Here is an 18,387-nt window from a genome sequence, read left to right as displayed (position 1 = left end):
GTCGTCGCGGAAGGCGCGGATCGAGCTGTCCTGGGCCTTGGCCTTGTACTCGGTGGCCGGGCGGAGCTCGACCTGGACGGGCGCGGCCGGGCGGCCGGGCAGCTCGCCGCCGACCTCGCTCGTCGCCTGCCCGCTCCGTAGCCGGAGCCGTTGCGCCACGGCGGACACCGGTGTCGGACAGAGTCTTCGGAATCCCTCCGGCCTGGCGGCGCGGGCCGCGCTGCTGGACGGCACCTACTGGGAGGTCGCCGGCCGGGTCCCCGACGCATCGCGTTGATCGCCGCCCGCAGGTCGAGCAGGGAGGCCGGTTCGGGCTCCGGATCTAGGACGGCGAAGTCCCGCCGGCTGCCGTCGACGAAGACAATCTGCGCGTTCCGGGCGACGTCCTCGTCGCGGACCTCGAACCCGTCGGCGCGGACGCCGCCGACGACGAGTGACACCGCACCTGAGCGGCGACCGGCCGGCATTCGGGGCGACGCTCTCCCCGTTCGCTCGCCACCAAATTAATGGGCTGCGGCGGTACTTCTTCCAGCTCCCCGACCTGCCCGGCGGGCTGCGGCCCCTGCGCGCCAAGGGGCCTGCGCCCCGTCACCGGGGTTCGGTGACGGGGCGACGAGGCGGAGGCTGACTCAGCTAGGGCTGGTCGCCGATGTAGCGGTAGATCTCGGAGTTGGCGTTGACGCCCCAGACGGTGCCGTCGGCTGCCGCGCTGATGTCGGTCAGGCCGCCGGGGACGCCGTGCCACGGCGTGGCGTCGTCGTTGGTGAACCGGTAGATCTGCCCATTCGCGTTCACGCCCCACACGTTGGAGCGCGACCCCGCCGAGATCTTCACCAGACCACCCGCGATCTTCTTCCAGTGGCCGGTGGTGCCCTGGTCGCCGATGTAGCGGTAGATCTCGGAGTTGGCGTTGACGCCCCAGACGGTGCCGTCGGCTGCCGCGCTGATGTCGGTCAGGCCGCCGGGGACGCCGTGCCACGGCGTGGCGTCGTCGTTGGTGAACCGGTAGATCTGCCCATTCGCGTTCACGCCCCACACGTTGGAGCGCGACCCCGCCGAGATCTTCACCAGACCACCCGCGATCTTCTTCCAGTGGCCGGTGGTGCCCTGGTCGCCGATGTAGCGATAGATCTCAGCGTTCGCGTTGACACCCCAGACCGTGCCGTCGGCTGCCGCGCTGATGTCGGTCAGACCACCGGGGACGTTGTGCCACGGCGTGGCGTCGTCGTTAGTGAACCGGTAGATCCTCGCGTCCGAGTTCACGCCCCACACGTTGGACCGCGACCCCGCCGAGATCCCCGACAGACCACCCGCGATCTTCTTCCAATGAGCCATGTCGACCTTGTTCCCCTCGCTCGTGGCGTTCCCTGCAACTGCTCGGCCCGAGACTAGGGCCACCAAATGGCCCAATACTGGGACTCGTTAAACAAAATGATCTGAAAATGAATGTTTGACGCTTATCATTCCCAGCCCGCTTGAGGAGAGGGACAGCTGGCTGGGGGCACATTGACCGGATGCGCGGTCCCACCTGAGGGGGATCGACGCAGCGGCACGGCATGTGCAGGGGAGAGCCGCGTCTCCGGCGTCGCCATCGCCACCGCGATCCTCGAGCTCGTCGTCTGCTTCCACCACGCCGTCCTCGGCGACGACCAGGGCATCACCGACACCACCGCCCGGCTCCGCGACCTCACCGATGGCGGCGACTACGCGTACTACACCGACATCGCCCACTTCATGGTCGGCCTCCCTCTCCCACAGCCCTCGACCATCCGCTGGACCAGGACCGAAGCCGACGTCCGCTCCGCCTGGCGCGGCCTCGTCCAGGCCCGGCAGCAACGCCTGCCCGCCGGAAACTGACCCCCAACGCACCGCGGCCCCGACCAGAGGTGTCTGGTCGGAGCCGCAGTCGTGTACAGGCCGGGCACCGGGCCCGGGGAAATCAGCCGGCGTCGGGGCGCTGCCCCCCGAGCTGGGTGAGCAGCTCGATGATCTGGGCCTGGTTCCGGTCGATCTTCTTGTCGAGAGCCTCGACCTTCTGGTCCAGGTTGCCGATCTGGAGGCGCACCGCGGTGAGGTCGGACTTGATGATCCCGAACTCGCGGTCGTGCTTCTCCGCGACCTCCTCGAAGCGCCGGGTCAGGGCAGCGAGCTCGCTGTGAGCGATGGGGTCCTCGGGCACGCGGGCACTCCTGCCAGATCACACAAACCGCAGATAAGAGGACTCCACGATAACGCGCCCGCATCCCGCACCGCCCCCGTTCCACGACCTCGTAGTTCTGGCGCAGCACGGACCAGGCCGACTACTTCCTCATCCCCACAGCATCGTCCCTGCCGCGGCCGTCCCACTCGCGCCCGTGGCTTGGGGGATGTAGGCAAACGTCCCCTTCCAGATCACGGTCCGGTCGTCCGGCAGTTCGCCGCCAGCGATCCCGCGCGCAACCTGCCGCAGGAAGTGCCAGTCCTGTGCCAGGTCGGCCAGCACCGGCAAGCCCGGCACGGTTTCGGCATCCCGCCGTGCCAGCTGCTCGCGTACCCTCCTCTCGGCGAACTGCGCAGTCGCCAAGACGCCGGGCGCCTTGGGATCAAGGCGGGGGAAGAGCCAGCCCAACAGCCTCTCAACCTCCTCGATGGTCAGCTCCTCGACACCGCGCACCACCGCATCCGGCCCCGCCGCTCTCACAGCCACACCCGCTCCCCTCGTTGCTGATCGGGATCTTGGCACGCCAGGAGGACCAAGACCACCGTGCGGTTCAACGGATGCCCTGAAAGCCGGCCCGAGACCGCGCCGCCTGGGCCGAGGACGGCGTGCAGGGCGCGGATCCGACACCCACTCCGTCCCGGCCGGCGCCGGATCGGACTCGACGTGCAGACCGAAGCGGCGACGGACCGCGGCCGTCGTAGCCGTCACCGCGGCCAGCACCTCGGCGACCTCCTGGTCGACCTGGCCGAGCACGGCTGCCAAGGTGTCGATGGCGACCAAGGCATCATCGGCGGCCGCCGGGCTCCAGCCGGCCCCGGCTGCGGCATCCGCGAGCTGGCAGGCCGCCTCCGCCATCTGGTCGGCCTGCTCCTCGATGCCGGGCCCTGCCCGGTCCACCAGCCCCTTGCCGTCCCCAACGCCGCGCGCGGCCGCGGGCGGTCAGGCGCCGGGGTCGACTTCGGGGTGCGTGAACCGCACGGGCTTGCCCAGCGACCGGGCGTAGGTAACTTCGGCTCGGGTGCTGTCCCCGATGTAGTCACCGACCACGAGCACCTCATCAGCGAGCCGAATCTTCGCTCGGTGCAGGTCATCGAGCCGGACCTTCAGCGCCGCGGCCTCGACCGGGTCGGACCACAGCCCGTGCGGCGACTTCATGTCGATGCCCGGCTTGACGACGATTTTCCCGGCTTTGGTCTCCCGCAGATCGGCCTCGTTCATCTCAGTCATGAAGCGGGTGGAACCGCAGATCACAACAATACGCGGGAGGCTCAACAGCTTCTTCGCGTCGGCGAGCTTGTCCTCGGGGGTGAACGGATGCGGGTACGACACGGGTTCCTCCCAGTGGTGCGGACCAGGCCGGCTACTTCCTCATCCCCATAGCATCGTCTCTGAAGCGGCCGTCGCCCCCACGCCCGTGGCTTGCGGGACGTAGTCGAACGTCCCCTGGCATACGCCGGCTCCTCACCCATCACCCGGGCCTCCGGCAAGAAGTCCTCCATCACCAGACGGCGGGTGAAGAACGACCGGCTCAACGCCGTCGGCTACCTCTGGGCCTTCTCCTCGATCACCGCCTCACCCGGCGCCAAAGCCCACTACCGACGCCGCCGCGACCACGGAGACTGGCACGCCTCAGCCCAGCGCAACCTCTTCAACCGCATGATCGGACAGCTCTACCACTGCCTCCAGCACGGACAGCTCTTCGACGAAACCGCCGCCTTCCCCGCAGCAGCCGAGGCTCTCGCGGCATGAGCCCCGTCAGCCGCCGACCGCCCGGGACCAGCACTCCTGGATGGCTGCCTGCTTCCGCTCAAGTTCGGCATCCATCCTCCGGTTGGTGACGGTCCCCGGAATCCCGAGCGAACGCCCACGGACCCTAACGACCCGAAGGTCACACCAGATTCCGCTCCGCGTCACGCGCCGTCGCCTCTCGATGCCGGCGACCTCGCTCCAGGGAATGACCCGCCGGCTGACGAAGGTGCGGAACTCCAACCCCGTCGTACTCAGGAGGACCCGGCCATAGATCAAGTTGACCGTGCTAGCGAACGCGGCCACAACGACGACCCCGAACCCGCCAACCCACCACCACTTGCCCGGCTCATGCACGGTCAAGATCATCGCCACCACCACACCGACGACGGCCAACGTCCCAATGCCGCTCCGCCACCAGTACCTCTGCCGGTCATACGCGTTGAAGCCGATCCACACATCGGGCATGTCCATGATGCTACCGACGCACACTCGAACAACGCCCGTCCTGACTTGACGAGTTAGACGCCTGAGGTGTCTCGCAGGCCGGGAGGCCGCCTTCGGCCAGGGCGTGGCGGGCTTCGTCGCGGGTGAGGGGCCGGGTGTGCCGTCCGGCAAGGTTGCAGTCGCCGAGGTGGACGGCCGCGGGTACGGGCCGGCCGCGTTCTCGGAGGTGGGCCAGGACCCAGCCGGGTTCGGCCGGTCCGACGCGTACGGTCCGGGTCGCGCCTTCGCGCTGCTCGGCCTCGGCTATCCGGGCCCGGACGCGGGCCAGGGACATCACGAGCCACGTCTCCAGCGTGCGAAGACGGGGGAGGTTGGGCGGCAGCTCGGACATCAGAGAGCCGCGGGCCGATGCTTCTGCTGGGCGGCGGCCTCGGCCTTGTGGGCCTGGCACAGTGGGTTCCCGCCCCACCCGTAGCGGTGGCAGGGGCCCTGGCAGCGGGCGCATCGGCCGAGCATCTGGGGCGGGCAGTTCTGCGGTGGCAGGTTGACCGGCGCGGCGGCGGGGGTGGTCATGGCGGGGGTCCTTGGGGTCGGGCGGGGCGGCCGGATCAGTAGAACGTCGCGTACGCCTGTGACGTGGGAGGCGCACATTGCCTAGAAATTCGAACACATGCACTAATAGAGGTATGACGCACCACTTCCCCGACGACCTCGTCTGCGCCCAGGAAGCATGGACGCGGACCTACGAGGAGCTCGCCCGGCCCCGCACCCCGAGCGGCGCGGGCAACACGGCCCTGCGGCGGCGGCTGATCCGCCTCTCCGCCACGGTCTGGTTCCACCCGTACTGGGCCCGGCCCCGTCCGGGCGCCGGCCGCGCCGAGCTGCTGGACCACGCCCGCAGCCAGGGCCGCGACCGTGAGAGGGCGACGGCATGAACGAGGAGCGCGACCATGTGATCTGGCACGTGCGGTGCCGTCCCGACACCGCCCCGGACGGCCACCGGCGGGTACTGGACCTGCTCGGCGACTTCACCCCGGTCGTCCAGCCCCTGCCTCCGCTGGCCGCGCTCGCGCAGCTGCGGGGCGCCGGCCGACTCTTCGGCGCGGCCCCCGAACGGCTCGCCGTACGGTTCCGGATCCAGGCGATGGCCAAGTACGGGATCGACACGCACATCGGCGTGGCCGGCACCTGGGCGACCGCGGCGACCGCCTCCGCGCACGTGGGCCGCTCCGGCGTACTGCACCTGCCCGACGACCGGGCCGCCGGGCAGTTCCTCGCCCCGCTCCCGGTCAGAGCCCTGCACGGCATCGGCCCGGCCCAGGCCGCCGCGCTCGAGCGGTACGGGCTCTACACGGTCGGTGCGCTCGCCGCGATGGAGGAGACCGTGGTCTGCCGGATCCTGGGCGGGAAGGCCGGGCGCACCCTGCGCGACGCCCGCGGTATCGACCCCCGTACGATCACCGCCCACCGCATGCCCCAGTCCACATCCGCCTTCCACGCCTACAGCCGCGACGTGTACGACCCCGTCCTCGTACGGGCCGGACTCCTGGACCTGGTCGTCACCCTCGCCGAACGGATCCGCCGGCGTGAGCAGATCGCCCGCAAGGTGACCCTGTCCGTACGGCTCGCCGACGGCTCCACCGTCGACCGCACCCGCGCGCTCCCGCAGCCCTCCGCCCACACCGAAGACCTTCGGTCCGCGACCTTCCGGACCCTGGACTCGATGGCCTTCCAGCGTGCCCGGATCCGCCGGATCACCCTGACCGCCGAAGACCTCCGCCCCGCCGACGAAGGACCCGGCACACAGATCTCCCTCGATTCCGCACGGGAGAACCGGCTCTGTCTCGAACCCGTCCTGGACCGCATCAACCAGCGGTACGGACGGCGCCTGGCCGGGCCCGCCGGTGCCTACCGGCAGGCCAGCTAACCGCCTGCCGTCTCACCTGGCCAGAAGGTAGCGTCACCACGTCGGGCGTGAACGACGCCCGACGAACGAGGGAGGGGACACCCATGAGCGACATCGGCTGGGGCCTGGGACCGAGGGACGCTGGCTGGGGCTGCCGCGACACCGTCTGGGGCAGCGTGCCCGACCCTGGCTGGGGCGCGGCTGGCGACCCGAACTGGGGATGACTAACGGCACGTGACAGAGTCCCTGCCGCGTCAGCGCGGCAAGGACTCCTGTGCGGCCTCGGTGCCGGTGAGCGCTCCCTTCGCTCCTCCAGATCTCACTGCCTATGTGCCTCTGGAGCCCGGTCACCGCTACGTCATCGGGACCGTCCCCGACACCGACTACTACGACGACGGCTGGATCTGGTTCGCCATCAACGCCGACACCGATCCCGGCGCGGCCACCACCCGCTGGACCCGCGCGATCGACCACCCAGTGCTCCGCGCCTTGACTCCTCCTGCAATGACGTCATCGACGACCGCACCAACCCTGCCATCCCCTGACAGGCAGGCCCGTCAGTGCCGGGGGAACGTACTGTGCCCCCGCACCGGGGGTAACCAGGTACGAGGGCACACGAGAGGCAGTCCAACGACCAGTCGGCCCGACCTCCCACGGTTCACCGTAGCGGCACTGGGCCAGGGCCACGCCGGAGTTCGCCCTCTAGGGGCCGGCCCCCGGCCTGCGTCACCCGGATGAGTTACGGATTCATGCCAGGCGGTGACGGGTTTGTTGATCGAGGTAATGCCGAGCACGAGGCAAGAGAGGGAGCCCGACAGGCCAGGGGCGCTCCCCCTGGCCTGTCGGGTTCTACAAGGCGTCGGCGAGTTCCTCGATCCGGTCGGCGAGGTCCTGGGCGGGACGCGGGACCCGGCTGTGCCCGGACTCCTCGGCGGCGTCGACCTTGAGCCGGCCCACGGCGGCGCGCAGGGCCTCGTGCCGGGCAGGTGCGCGGCGGGCGGGGGTGCGCGGGACGGTGGGGCTTTCGGCGCTGACGGCTTGCAGGGCCCAGTGGTCGGCGTCGCGCAGTTCGCCGCGGGCCAGGTGGTAGAGGTGCAGGCAGTGGGCGGCGGTGGCGTTGCCGGCGCCGGCGGCGAATCCCCACCAGAATCTGGCGCCTTCGCGTTCGTCGACGAGGAAGAGCAGGGAGGCGAAACGAAGGGCGCCGTCGTCGTCCATGCCGTCGTGGGCGAGCTGGGCGACGTGTTCGGCGGCGTCGCGGTGGCGCAGCAGGTGCGCGCACAGGGTGGTCAGGCGGCGGTCGGCCTGGGTGTGCATGGTGGGGAAGTGGCCGATGGGGGCGGGCTCGGTACCGAACATCAGGGTGGAGGTGACGTCGCGGACAATCTCGCGTTTGAGGTCGGCGAGGTCCTCGTCGGTGAACGGGTCGGGGTATCCGGCCCCGCCCAGGACGTCGTGGGTGCTGTGCACGGTGTTACTCCTTCTCGTTCTCGTCGGCAGGCGGGTCCAGGGACAGGCCGAGCTTGCTGGCGATGCGCTCACGGGCTAGACGCCGGTGGGAGCGGACGGTGTCGGGCTTGATGCCCATGATGTCGGCGACCTTGGCCGCGGAGAAGCCCAGGACGTAGTGCATGACGACGACGTCGTACTGCCGCTCGGGCAGGTTGGCTATCGCGGTGTAGAGGCCGAGGGCGGATTCCATTACTTCGAACTGGCGCCGCTTGACTTCCAGGGTGGCGCGTACGGCCTGCTGGAAGGCGGCGGTCTGCACCATCTGCGGGGGCTGGCCGGTCAGCCGCAGGTGCATCTCCACCCGCTGCTTGAGCAGTTTCCACGCGTACGCCGCGGGGGGATTCTCCTCCTTGAGGATGTTCCGCCAGTTCAGGACGAGGTGGGAGTAGCAGCGGCGCACCACCGCGATGGCGGCCTGTTTGCTGCCGAGCATGGTGTGGGCGTAGCGCAGGTGGGCGCGGCCGTAGAGGTCGTAGAACGCCTCCTGGTCCGGCGTCATCTCGTACTCGATGCCCTTGAGGTCGTGGAGTTCCTGCAGGAAGTGGCGTTCTTCGGGGAGTCCGGTCCCCGACGGCGCCTCTGGGGCCTCGCCCGGGAGGTCTGGCTCCTCGGGCAGCGGCGTGCCGTTCATGGGCTTCACCCCTCCCCGCGGTGGGTGGTCGGCGGCAGGACCGCCGTGGCGGGAGCGGAGACCTCGCGGGTCTCCGTCAGGAGTTCGGTGGCGCCGATCCTTACCCCGGCGCGCAGCACACGCCGTGTCAGGGCGCGCGCGTCGGGAGCGAAGACGCGCAGGGCGGTGAGGACCACCAGCGCGATGAGAAGATCGTGAACGGTCACAGTTCCTGTTCCTTGGGGTCATGACACGGCGTCCCTTCCCTTCCAGGGGCACCGGAGGGCTCTGCGCCCTCAACCGCAGCCTTTCGAATCGGCATGGGCAAACGCGTACCGGGAACCCAACTTTTTGACCAGGAGCAATCGGGCAGCTACCGGGAGACATGGCCAACTCCGCTTCGCTACCTGTCGATTACCCTCCGCTTAAGGTTCTCATCAGGGGAAACGAGCTGAGGGTGGAGGCTGCGGCGCGCCGATCGCCCGCCGAGCGAAACCGCTCACCTTCCGATCTGAAGTGATGCACATCACAAACAGAAGGGGTAAGGGTCACGCACCGGTTCCGCCCTGCGGAACGTGCGCGCGGCAGCCCCATCGCGTAGGAGCACACGCCGATTGGGCCCACATCCGGCCGTACTCCCGCGCAGGCAGGGACGGCATCCGCGCTGCGGACGGACTCTTCCAGCTCCAGGAGGATCGTGCTGCTGGAGCCCACCGTCGACGAAGGACCGGTCCGCACCGACCCGGCGGTAGACCTTCCACAACCGTCTCAGGGCTTCCTCGAGTGCGCGCCGGTCCGCAGCGATCCGCTCCGGAGGCGTCTCATCCCAGAACACACCATCCCCTCACCTCCTACTCCATGTAACCTGCGCATCCATCTGGGCCCGTCGGACCGAACCGCATACAGGGGCGGGGCCGACGGCCGCCTGGCGCTCGCCGGCCTTCCCGAACCGCAGAACCGGCGCGCCCTCCGGCCGGGCCCAGGAGCCGGGGCAGCGATGGTGGCCGGAGGACCGGTAGGAAGGCAGTGCGTCCTTCCGAAGGGCAGCGAACCGGCCACCTCGTGGTACCGGAGTAGCCAATCTCCCCTTTCCGGAAGCCAGTTGGCCGGTTATGCCTCGGGCGGACTCTCCTCTCGGGCACCATACGCAGCGGAAGTGATCGACTACTTAAAGCAACATTTGGGGGAGAGATGGCCCGGAACTCCGGTTTCGCCGAGATGGTCTCCATGCTCCACAACGCCGTCCTGCACGGGGACCAGAGCCTGCGCGAAGCCCTTACCGAGAGCCTCGAGAAGATCGACGAATCCGGTCGCGACGCCCAGGCAGCCACCTCCCGGGCCGTCACGGAAGGACTCACCCAGGTCTTCGACGAGGTCAACCTGCTGCGTAAGGACGTCAACAGGGCCGTCAAGCCCGCCTCCGGCGACCTCTTCGCTAGCAAGACCGAGGAGATCACCGGCCTGCTGCGCGCCGAGCTGACGGAGCTGCGCACCACCCTCAACCACCTCAACGGTCTCACCCTCACCCCGCCTCCTCCTTCCGCGTCCGGTACGCCCGCCGCCTTCACCGGCCCCGAGGGCCCGGGCACTTCTCTTCAGTCGGCGATCCCCGCCCAGCGCGGCCCCAACCACGAAGACCCCGCCACTGGCTCCCCCTCGGTACCGGCGCCCGCGCCCGTACCCGCGTCAGGGCCGGAGGCCGACGACGGGCGGGAACTCGGGTCGCAGACCATCGGCGCGCCCGAGGCGCAGGGGCCGGAGGGCAGCCCGGCCCGGGAGGAGCCGACCGCCGAGACCATGCCGGAGGCGACCGCGACGGCGCTATCGGAGGAGTCCGTGCGCCAGGCCGTCCGCGAGGTCCTCGCCCAGGAGCTCACTCCCCTCGTCGAGCAGCTCACCACCCCGGCCACCACGACCGAAGAGCAGCCGGACAGTGCCGAGCAGCTGCGTGAAACGGTCCGCGAGGTCACTGACCAGGTCAAGCAAGAACTCACCACCGTGTTGGACGAGGCCCGTGCCGGGTTCGCCTCCTTCACACAGGAACTCGTTGGACTGCGTACGGTCGTCGACCAGCTCCAGGCCCGTCCGGCCGAAACCCCCGAGCCGGTACAGGTGAGCAAGGAGCACACCACCCTGCTGCGGGCCGCGGCCCGCATCTCCTCCGCCGACCTGCGCTGCCACCGCGACACCTGGGAGTTCCTTACCACCCGCACCGCCGGCCACCCCCACTTCCGCGTCCCGCCCCGCGTCACCGACGAGGCCGACGAGCGCGTCTTCGCCCCGTTGTCCGGCCGCTCCCTGATCGCCCTGCTGATCAGCCTGTATACCGTCACCAGCACCACCTCGAATGGCAGCGGTGACCAGGAACTCGCTGCCACGCTCTACGAGCGGATCGAGCAGCACCTGACCCATCTCAGCCCTGGCGACGGTGAGCGCATCACCATCACCCTCGACGACCGTGTCACCCCCACGTCGACCACCGACGGCGACGACCAGGACGGCGAGAACAGGACATAGAGCGGCTGGGAGCGTAGGGGCCCCGGCCTGCGATAAGCGCTCATCCGGCCTGGCGCAGTGCGGAGGCGGGAGCCGTCACAGGCTGGCCAGCCCGCTCGGCGCGGGCCCGCAAAGCGGCGACGCGAACGGCTTCGTCGGCCTGGCGCTGCTGGGTGCGGATGTCCTCGAGCGCCCGTTCCGTAGGAGCGACCACTCACGGCACCGAAGCAGGCAACAGCAACCTCGCCGGCCTCCCCTCGGCAGCCCTCTCAACCAATGCGGCGGCGCCGACCTGCCGAGATCGGTATCTCCGACGGGGCGGAGCTTTTCGGAACAACACCACCGGCGACGTCACCGATCTGTCACCAGATGGGACGCGGATGCGAAGTCGCCACTTGCCGACACGTTTCTTCGGTGAACCTCTTCACCCACCCGGCTGATCTGCACGCGTGACGCCCAGCTGATGCCGGCCCGGGACATGTATGCCTGCGTTCGTGATCAAGAACCTTGCTCGCGGCTTCGCTGCGCTCTCCCTCGCCCTGACCCCGCTCGCCGTCCCGGCCTCGGCCCACACCGCCTCTGCCGCCCCAGCAGCTCTGGGTGCCGCGCAGACGTTCCCGCTCTCCTACGCGATCGGCCAGATCCCGCTCGCCGAGGAGAGCCGGGCCGGCTACACCCGGACCGCGTTCCGCCACTGGAACACCGGCCTCGACCCCGCGGACGGCTGCAACACCCGCGCGGAGGTCCTCCTTGCCGAGGCGGCCGAGGCCCCAGCTGTCGCGGCCGGCTGCAAGATCGGGGAGGGCGAGTGGCTGTCGTACTACGACGAGCAGGAGGTCACCGACCCGGCGAAGCTCGACATCGACCACATGGTGCCCCTGGCGGAGGCGTGGGACTCCGGCGCCTCCGCCTGGGATGCGAAGCGGCGCGAGGCATACGCGAACGACCAGGACGCGGCCACGAGCCTGGTCGCGGTGACCGCGCGGACGAACCGTCAGAAGGCCGACCAGGACCCGGCGACGTGGATGCCGCCGGCCCCGAACGCGACCTGCCGCTACCTCGCCGAGTGGACCGCAACCAAGCTCCGCTGGGGCCTTACCGCCGACCAGCGCGAGATCGACGCCATCAACGTCTACGCCGGCGGCCCGTGCGAGACCACCGTCGTCCACTACACCCCGGCGGCGTAGTACAGCAGCGCCTGCCCCGCGTCAGAGCCCACGGTCGCGTGCAGGAAGACCACGGGCGGCGGCAGCGCGTTCGCCAGAAAACCGACCTGATCCGAAGTCCCAGGGAAGGAGTCTCATGAAGTCCGCACGAATCCTCCTGCCAGTACTTGCCGCGTGCGTGGCCATGGTGACCGTGAGCGTCGTGCCTGCTGCCTCTGTCGGCCCTGCGCCCGATGGCGTTCTGCCGTGGAGATCACTGGCTCCGGCGGACAGCGGCGGCGAGGGCTTGCAGGCCTGCGTCGATGAGGCGCGCAAGATGCGGCCCGATGCCTGGACCTGCATGGGCGGGGTTCTCACGATCACCGCGGACGAGCAGGGGCGAGCGACGGACGCCTCGTACGTCATCGCCCCCGACAGCACGGCCTCGCCGACCCCACGCCTGGCCGCCCCGGGCCGAGACGACTACGACTCGTGGTGCGAGAACGGCACGGTCTGCAGCCGGAAGATCAACGACTACACTGCAGAGGTCAAGGGCAACGGCGCCTACGGCGACAGCAACGGAGCCATCGGCAGTTTCGACGTGGTCTACCGACAGTCCTTCGACGGAAAGCGGCCTCGCTGGCGCACCGTGCTGGACTGGGACAGCGGACCGGAGATCAACCCCGGTGTCTGGACGAACAACTGCCGGATCAACGTCAGCGCCGGGCCCGACGACTACTGCGGAAAAAGCGAAGTCAACCTCACCTCGATCAACGCCGCGTCTCCACGTGCCTGGTGGCCCAGCAACAACCGGTGGGCCTACAATGAGCAGCACCTGACCGGGAGCGGCAAATACCACGATGACCACGAAGGCGAGTTCACCGCCTTCGGCCACCGGCAGCTGTTCAAGGCCGGCGTGCTGCACACCGGCCGGTGGCACAAGTGCAACTCATCGACCGGCTGTCAGTACTACCAGGTGCCCTGGAAGCCCTGACCTGCTGTCGGCGGGGCTCCGGCAGGTCCTCGCGGGGAAGGGCCGTCAGTCTCTTCCCGCAAGGACCCGCAGCTCCTTCTGGCACAGACGCGCGAAATCGGCGGACAGCTCGACGGGTACGTCGCGGTCCTCGGCAGCGGTGCACAGGTGGTCGAGCACCGCATCCAGATCGTCGAAGCCGCCGACCGGACGCAGCAGCCACAGCCGGCCCGACGGACGCGGCGGGATCCCGGCGGCGTCCAGGTCCGCAGCAGCGTCCCGCTCCTGGACCTCCTTCTCCGCCGCCGAGACGGGGCGGCACTCGACCCCCAGCAACTGACCGGCCGCGTCGAAGGTGGTGTCGATCTCCCAGCAGGTCGACCGGTCGGGCACCCACGTCCGAGCGTTCCGCGGCCACACGTAGGGCAAAAACACCCACATCGGCGCCTCAGGGGCGAGAAACCAGCCCAGCTCCGCCAGCTCCCGAACCTCCGGCAACCGCTCCGGTTCCAGCTCGCTCGGCCCCGACCGGCGCACCGCCAACTGATGCGGACGACCACTCACATCCCATGACATATACGCACGATACTTGTCACGGGCTGGCCTGCTTGACGCGCATGAACTGCCCCTATGACTTCTACGGCCGGAACACGGCATCCGGCAGGACGGGCCGAAGAACCGACCGCCCGCAGCCTTGAGCGTGGACGGCCGACCAATCACCCCGCGCCCGGGCGCCTCCCGAGTCCGTATGGGTGACACCCGCTCGTGCTGTCCGCTCCTGTCTGGTGCATTGCCCTATCGTGTGGCCCGGTAGGGCCTGAGGCGGGCCCCGTCCGATCACCGCCCGATCCGGTGCCTCGGACGCAAGGAACGTAGGACTGCTCCAGCCCGTACCACCAGCGTCTTTAGAGTCATCCCCTCGCCAGTGTCTTCATTCGTATGCCGAGAGGATCGGGCAGCGGCATGTCGAAAGGACACGGCCATGCCCGCCCACAGCTCCTGGAACGCGCTCAAGCTCGACTACTGGGCCGAATGCAGCGGCCGATCCCGTAGGGGCGCCCCCCTGTTGGTCCACCCCGTTCCGTCGGCCACGCCGAGCCAGGCGCTTCTGGAAGGGCTCGTCCTCGATCGCCTCGGCGCACCGCCGGACTACTGCGCGCATCCCCTCGGCATCGCCTCCGCCGTCGGCACCAGCACCTCCCTGACCCTGGGGCTCGACCCGTACCTCGGCAGAGCTCTCTACTCCTTCCCCGAGTACTGCCTGGCGAGTCTGCTCCCGTCGCTGTCCGAGCCCGGCTGCACGGATATCAGTGGGATCCCTGGTCTGCGGGTCGGCGGAATCGACGCACGGCGCCGTGAGATCCACCTTGACCTGCTGGCCGGCCGGAGTGGAGGGCCGGGGAGCGTGAGCCTGGTCCTGCCTCCCCGTACGACGGACACCTGGACGGACATCCTGCACCGGGTCGCGGAACACCTCGGGAGCCAGGGGGCCGGTCAGCTCTGGGAGGACCCCGGGATTACCGCAGCGGAGGCGGAATTCCTGGACATGTACCCCAGTCTCATGGCGAACGACGTCATGGCGGCCGCGACGGGCAGCGGACTGCTGCGGCGCGTCGCGCTGTTCCACACGGTCACCGACTTCTACCGTACCCGGTGCTGGCAAGACGCCGACAGCTGGAAGGTCGATGCCTGCGTCGCCCGGACCTTGCCGGGCTCCCACGACCAGCTCATCCAGCGTCTCCTCCATCCGCGCTGGGGCCTGCCCCTCCACACCGCACACCAGTACTGCTGGTGTGGTGATCCATACGGCCCGGGCCAAGGGGGCCACACCTGCTCGTTCTACGTGGAGAACGAAGCCGATCACCACACGCTCTATCTGCGCGTCCACACGAAACAGGACGGGTCCGACCTGACCTCGCGCGCCGACGTCTGCCGGGCCGTCGGCGCAGCACCCGGCTGGATCACGCGTGTTTTCCCCCAGCCGAACGAGGAGGCGAACGTGGCGTCGGGCTGATCGTGCCATCGGGCGGCGACCTGCACGCGCTCTCGCGTCCACGACGACGGGCGCCGCAGAGAACGGATCGCGTCGTCCAGGTCGCGGTGGGCCTCGCGGCTGCCCTGGACCCGCCACAGCGGCCGGCCGCCGTCCGTCTCCGCCGCCACGCTCCCGACGTACACGGCCGCCTCGTACAGCGACCAGACCGGGCGGTCGGTGTCGGCGGGCCGTACGAACTGCACCGGCTATTCGTCGATGGTGCGGACGAACAGGTCCTCCCACTGTGCCGGGTCCGTGATCGTCACCAGCCGCCCCCCTCTCCTCTTCCGAGCACCTGCGCCGAACCGGTGGCCGCGGCCACCGCCTCACGCGATCATGGCAGCGTCCGCCGCCTTTCAGGGAGGAATCCGCCCATGCCGAACAAGACGAAGGTCCGCCGTCTCGCACCCGGCCCGGACCGCGACAAGGTCGCGGCGGAGCTAAAGAAGAAGTACGACTCCGGGACGAGCACCCGGGCCCTGGCCGAGGAGACGGGCCGCTCGTACGGCGGCGTGCACCGCCTCCTCGCCGACGCCGGGGTCACCTTCCGCTCCCGGGGCGGAGACAGGCGCAGCGCCGAGTCCTGACCGCACAGCGAGCGTACGGTGGGGATATGGCCAGGTGGGAGCCGAGCTACTTCCAGGCACAGGACATCGCGGTCCGGCGCCTGATCTCCGCGCACCCCGACGAGTACCGCCACCTCCTCGACGCGGCGAAGGCCGACCTGTCGGCCGAGCCCTGCCCGGAGTGCGCGTACCTGGGCGCCGCGGCCCTGGAGCTGGCCGATCTCCTCGGCCACGACCGGCAGGGCCACCAGGTACAGAGCGCCTTGTGGTCGCACCAGATCCGCAGCGTGGCGGCCCTGCTCGCCGCACTCGACGGCGACCTCGGCCTGTACTACCTGCGCGGCGACGGACTGGGGGCTGGCGGCCTGGAGCGTGTCCACGACCGGGTGCGCCGCCTGGAGCGGGCCCACCCGGCGCCGGGGCCACGGGCCCCTCGCGAATCCCCGACGTCGGGGGGCCGCCCCCTGGTGCGGCCCTGGGCCAGAGATCGCCCGCCGGTGCCCTGGCGGAGCGGGTGCCGTTGAAGACGGCGTGAACCACGACACCGACCCTGTGACCGGCACCTACTCCGACGAGCCCCGCCTCGCTCTGCTCACCGCCACCGAGGCCCGCGAGACGGTCGAGCTGCTCCAGGTCCTGGAGCAGCTCGACCCGGATGGGCGCGGCCGGGCGGCCGGGCAGCTCGCCGCCGACCTCGCTCGTCGCCTGGCCGCCCCGTAGCCGGAACCGTTCGTACGGTCACACCTGACACGGTGACACCAACCGGAAACACACGGTCACAGGACGATCGCACCTCGAAGGAGAGACCTCGTGGGCATTCTGGGCAAAGGGGCGCGCCAACAGCGGCACCGGGAGCATCCCCGCACACGCCGAGCGGGCCGTCTGAACGCCTTTGCCCACAGCGGGTGACGACGTTGGTCGTACTCAGGGAGTGTGTGCCAGAACCCGGAACTCGCCGACAAAGCCCCGGTCGACAAACGAGGTCAACCGTTACGCCGTGCTCGGTTCCTCTTGAACGCTACGAACCCCTGGTGGCTTTGTTCACGAGAACCGACAGCGAATATTCACCACTTCGGAAGTCACCAGGGCCAGCGGCCGTTCGATTTCCGCAGCGGCACGCTGGCGACTTGCACGGCGAAGTGCTGTGCGGACGGTGGTCAGCGGCGTTCGTAGGCCGTGAACGGCTTGGACGACGCGGTGGGGTGCACGTAGCGGGCGCCGATGAGTCGGTCCTGGTACGTGAAGAGCGTGTCCGCAGGGGCCTGCCCCTCAGGGAGACTGCGAGCTTCGCGCTGCTCGCCCGTGGCGCCGTCGAGGACCCGCAGGCTGTACGTGTAACTGCGGTCGCCGGAGAAGGACGTTTCACGGCGGGAGGTGAGGACGGTGATGTCGCCGTCCTGGGGGATGATGTGGTAGCCGGTGTCGCCGTCGAGGCGGTCGTCGTCTACGGTGCCGCCCCAGACCGGGTCTCCGGTGGCCAGGTCGAACGCGGTGAGGCGGTGGGGGTCGACACGGCTGTTCCTCACCCGGTGGAGGGGCAGGGCGTAGAGCCTGTTGTCGTCGACCGCCGCCGTGAGCCGGCTGTCGAGTCCGATCTCGCCGTAGGGACCGCTGAAATCGATCGGCGGGTTCGGGCGGCCGTTCCTGCCGAAGGAGAGGTAGGACCCGGAGTCGGAGTCGCCCGATGCCGAGGCGGCCACTACCACCGGGTCGGCCGAGACGAACTCCGCGCGGGCGTCCCAGGGAACAGAGGTCCTAGCCTTCAGCGGTGCGGACCACAGGAGCGCGCCGGTGGCCGGGGCGAAGGTGGCGACGAAGAGTTCGGCGTCGCTCGGGACCTTGTCACCCAAGAGGTACTCGGTGCCGCCGCACGCGAGGAGGGCGGCGACCTGGCGCTCGGCCACCGCGGTCGTACCCGGCACGCAGCCCTTGGGGAGGGCCGCCTTCCAGCGGATCTTCCCAGTGCGCACGTCCACGGCCTGCAGGTCGTCCCCCCGGAGGAGCACCGCGATGCCGCTGCCGGCGGACACCGTGTAGGACTGTAGGCGGGTCGCCCAGAGATCAAGGGCAGGAAGAGGGGTATGCCAGATCTCGCGGCCGTTGTTCGTGTCGATCGCGACGACGTCGGCGCAGAGATTGCCCTTGGCCGGGGCGGAAGTGCCGTCCCCGTCGCGGGTGAGGACCAGGACCGAGCTGTCCGTGTCGGCGGCGACGTGGCAGACCGCCGAGCGGCCAGGCGGCACGTACTCCCAGCTCCGTTTGCCGGTATGGGCGTCGTACCCGCTCACCGCGTCGAAGCGGCTGCGGACCAGGGTGTCGCCGGACAGCCAGGCCCCGTTGCCCTGCCACTCGGTCTTGCGGTCCTCGGGGGTGTCCCAGACGACGCCCAGTTCCTCGGGCTCGGCATCGGAGAAGAAGCATCCGGTGGCGAGCGAGGCGAGGGCAAGCACGGCCGCCGCCCTCGTGGCCAGGGTGCGCCTGGTCCGTCTGCCGGACGGTACGCCGTTCACCTGCGCGGTCATGTCCGCTCCCCCAGAGTATCGCCATCAACGGTCCACAGGACTTCCCGCGTTCCTCGGCGGCGATCATCATAAGAAGCCGGTCCGCCCGGCCTGAAGGCGCACCCTCGGTCGGCCGAGAACGCGTACGGCCCGGGTCCGCACCGCTGGAGCGGAGACGATTCAGCCGGAAGCGACGGGGGCGGGGCCATCACCCTTGCAGCAGCGCAGACAGCACATTCGACGACAGGAC

The 18,387-nt window shown here is 69.7% G+C and carries 23 protein-coding genes and 1 pseudogene; 11 read left to right on the top strand and 13 right to left on the bottom strand.

All coding sequences use genetic code 11. From position 1 onward, the window contains the following. Nucleotides 1–633: 633 nt before the first annotated feature. Nucleotides 634–1,335: a tectonin domain-containing protein gene (locus ABT034_RS33190; protein WP_351220809.1), complete on the bottom strand. Its 702-nt coding sequence runs from the start codon at nt 1,333–1,335 to the stop codon at nt 634–636. Between the two features lie 171 nt (nt 1,336–1,506). Here ABT034_RS33190 and ABT034_RS33185 point away from each other — a divergent pair, with 171 nt between their 5' ends. After that, entirely contained in the window at nt 1,507–1,857 is a 351-nt protein-coding gene (locus ABT034_RS33185; RefSeq protein ID WP_351220808.1) for a hypothetical protein, read from the top strand. An 82-nt stretch (nt 1,858–1,939) separates the two neighbouring features. Here ABT034_RS33185 and ABT034_RS33180 read toward each other — a convergent pair whose 3' ends face one another. From ABT034_RS33180 to ABT034_RS33170, 3 genes are all read right to left on the bottom strand, one after another. Continuing rightward, a complete protein-coding gene (locus tag ABT034_RS33180) occupies nt 1,940–2,179 on the bottom strand; it encodes a hypothetical protein (protein WP_351220807.1) in 240 nt (79 codons plus the stop codon). Between the two features lie 129 nt (nt 2,180–2,308). Next, the gene (locus ABT034_RS33175) at nt 2,309–2,686 is read right to left on the bottom strand and encodes a hypothetical protein (RefSeq protein ID WP_351220806.1); all 378 of its coding nucleotides are present in this window, start codon (nt 2,684–2,686) and stop codon (nt 2,309–2,311) included. A gap of 453 nt (nt 2,687–3,139) precedes the next feature. Continuing rightward, entirely contained in the window at nt 3,140–3,529 is a 390-nt protein-coding gene (locus ABT034_RS33170) for a hypothetical protein (protein ID WP_351220805.1), read from the bottom strand. Nucleotides 3,530–3,646: 117 nt separating this feature from the next. Here ABT034_RS33170 and ABT034_RS33165 point away from each other — a divergent pair. Beyond that, nucleotides 3,647–3,949, top strand: a pseudogene (locus tag ABT034_RS33165) (IS110 family transposase); the annotation flags it as partial. Nucleotides 3,950–3,955: 6 nt separating this feature from the next. Here the strand turns inward: ABT034_RS33165 and ABT034_RS33160 are convergent. The 3 genes from ABT034_RS33160 to ABT034_RS33150 are packed head-to-tail and all read right to left on the bottom strand — an operon-like array spanning nt 3,956 to nt 4,966. After that, the gene (locus tag ABT034_RS33160; RefSeq protein WP_351220804.1) at nt 3,956–4,414 is read right to left on the bottom strand and encodes a hypothetical protein; all 459 of its coding nucleotides are present in this window, start codon (nt 4,412–4,414) and stop codon (nt 3,956–3,958) included. Between the two features lie 10 nt (nt 4,415–4,424). Beyond that, nucleotides 4,425–4,727 (bottom strand): DUF6233 domain-containing protein, encoded by a 303-nt coding sequence (locus tag ABT034_RS33155; RefSeq protein WP_351220812.1) that lies wholly within the window; start codon nt 4,725–4,727, stop codon nt 4,425–4,427. Between the two features lie 56 nt (nt 4,728–4,783). After that, nucleotides 4,784–4,966 carry a hypothetical protein gene (locus ABT034_RS33150; RefSeq protein ID WP_351220803.1) on the bottom strand — a complete coding sequence of 61 codons (183 nt, stop codon included), beginning with the start codon at nt 4,964–4,966 and terminating at the stop codon, nt 4,784–4,786. A gap of 113 nt (nt 4,967–5,079) precedes the next feature. Here ABT034_RS33150 and ABT034_RS33145 point away from each other — a divergent pair, with 113 nt between their 5' ends. Together ABT034_RS33145 and ABT034_RS33140 are read left to right on the top strand one after the other, a co-directional pair. After that, nucleotides 5,080–5,328, top strand: a complete 249-nt coding sequence (locus tag ABT034_RS33145; protein ID WP_351220802.1) for a DUF8825 domain-containing protein — start codon at nt 5,080–5,082, stop codon at nt 5,326–5,328. Next, nucleotides 5,325–6,320: a DNA polymerase Y family protein gene (locus tag ABT034_RS33140; RefSeq protein WP_351220801.1), complete on the top strand. Its 996-nt coding sequence runs from the start codon at nt 5,325–5,327 to the stop codon at nt 6,318–6,320. The genes ABT034_RS33145 and ABT034_RS33140 overlap by 4 nt, the downstream gene beginning before the upstream one ends. A gap of 828 nt (nt 6,321–7,148) precedes the next feature. Here ABT034_RS33140 and ABT034_RS33135 read toward each other — a convergent pair. Genes ABT034_RS33135 through ABT034_RS33125 form a run of 3 tightly spaced genes read right to left on the bottom strand, consistent with a single transcriptional unit; the run spans nt 7,149 to nt 8,648 of the window. Continuing rightward, nucleotides 7,149–7,769: a hypothetical protein gene (locus ABT034_RS33135; protein ID WP_351220800.1), complete on the bottom strand. Its 621-nt coding sequence runs from the start codon at nt 7,767–7,769 to the stop codon at nt 7,149–7,151. Between the two features lie 4 nt (nt 7,770–7,773). After that, entirely contained in the window at nt 7,774–8,442 is a 669-nt protein-coding gene (locus tag ABT034_RS33130; protein ID WP_351220799.1) for a sigma-70 family RNA polymerase sigma factor, read from the bottom strand. Between the two features lie 5 nt (nt 8,443–8,447). Continuing rightward, nucleotides 8,448–8,648, bottom strand: a complete 201-nt coding sequence (locus ABT034_RS33125) for a hypothetical protein (protein WP_351220798.1) — start codon at nt 8,646–8,648, stop codon at nt 8,448–8,450. Nucleotides 8,649–9,612: 964 nt separating this feature from the next. Between ABT034_RS33125 and ABT034_RS33120 the strand changes: the two genes are divergently transcribed. Next, complete coding sequence (locus ABT034_RS33120) at nt 9,613–10,938, top strand: hypothetical protein (RefSeq protein ID WP_351220797.1); 1,326 nt, start codon at nt 9,613–9,615, stop codon at nt 10,936–10,938. A gap of 40 nt (nt 10,939–10,978) precedes the next feature. Here the strand turns inward: ABT034_RS33120 and ABT034_RS33115 are convergent, their stop codons facing one another. Beyond that, nucleotides 10,979–11,131 (bottom strand): hypothetical protein, encoded by a 153-nt coding sequence (locus ABT034_RS33115; RefSeq protein ID WP_351220796.1) that lies wholly within the window; start codon nt 11,129–11,131, stop codon nt 10,979–10,981. A 280-nt stretch (nt 11,132–11,411) separates the two neighbouring features. Here ABT034_RS33115 and ABT034_RS33110 point away from each other — a divergent pair, with 280 nt between their 5' ends. Beyond that, nucleotides 11,412–12,104, top strand: coding sequence for an HNH endonuclease family protein (locus tag ABT034_RS33110; protein WP_351220795.1), 693 nt, complete (start codon nt 11,412–11,414; stop codon nt 12,102–12,104). A 115-nt stretch (nt 12,105–12,219) separates the two neighbouring features. After that, nucleotides 12,220–13,056: a hypothetical protein gene (locus ABT034_RS33105; RefSeq protein ID WP_351220794.1), complete on the top strand. Its 837-nt coding sequence runs from the start codon at nt 12,220–12,222 to the stop codon at nt 13,054–13,056. A 45-nt stretch (nt 13,057–13,101) separates the two neighbouring features. Here the strand turns inward: ABT034_RS33105 and ABT034_RS33100 are convergent, their stop codons facing one another. Beyond that, nucleotides 13,102–13,611, bottom strand: a complete 510-nt coding sequence (locus ABT034_RS33100) for a DUF5956 family protein (RefSeq protein WP_351220793.1) — start codon at nt 13,609–13,611, stop codon at nt 13,102–13,104. 406 nt (nt 13,612–14,017) lie between these two features. Between ABT034_RS33100 and ABT034_RS33095 the strand changes: the two genes are divergently transcribed. From ABT034_RS33095 to ABT034_RS33080, 4 genes are all read left to right on the top strand, one after another. Further along, nucleotides 14,018–15,049: a hypothetical protein gene (locus tag ABT034_RS33095; protein ID WP_351220792.1), complete on the top strand. Its 1,032-nt coding sequence runs from the start codon at nt 14,018–14,020 to the stop codon at nt 15,047–15,049. A 395-nt stretch (nt 15,050–15,444) separates the two neighbouring features. Next, nucleotides 15,445–15,657 (top strand): helix-turn-helix domain-containing protein, encoded by a 213-nt coding sequence (locus ABT034_RS33090; protein WP_351220791.1) that lies wholly within the window; start codon nt 15,445–15,447, stop codon nt 15,655–15,657. Between the two features lie 26 nt (nt 15,658–15,683). After that, complete coding sequence (locus tag ABT034_RS33085; protein ID WP_351220790.1) at nt 15,684–16,160, top strand: hypothetical protein; 477 nt, start codon at nt 15,684–15,686, stop codon at nt 16,158–16,160. 7 nt (nt 16,161–16,167) lie between these two features. Further along, on the top strand, nt 16,168–16,356 hold the full coding sequence (locus ABT034_RS33080; RefSeq protein WP_351220789.1) for a hypothetical protein: 189 nt from the start codon (nt 16,168–16,170) through the stop codon (nt 16,354–16,356). A 437-nt stretch (nt 16,357–16,793) separates the two neighbouring features. On the opposite strand, the gene ABT034_RS33075 is transcribed toward ABT034_RS33080, so the two are convergent. Continuing rightward, the gene (locus ABT034_RS33075; RefSeq protein WP_351220788.1) at nt 16,794–18,158 is read right to left on the bottom strand and encodes an outer membrane protein assembly factor BamB family protein; all 1,365 of its coding nucleotides are present in this window, start codon (nt 18,156–18,158) and stop codon (nt 16,794–16,796) included. Nucleotides 18,159–18,387: the final 229 nt, after the last annotated feature.

It is taken from the genome of Streptomyces sp. NPDC002773 (assembly GCF_040295605.1).
Taxonomy (GTDB): domain Bacteria; phylum Actinomycetota; class Actinomycetes; order Streptomycetales; family Streptomycetaceae; genus Streptomyces.
Note: the sequence above shows the minus strand (reverse complement) of the source record. Positions and strands in the feature narration are given on the sequence as shown.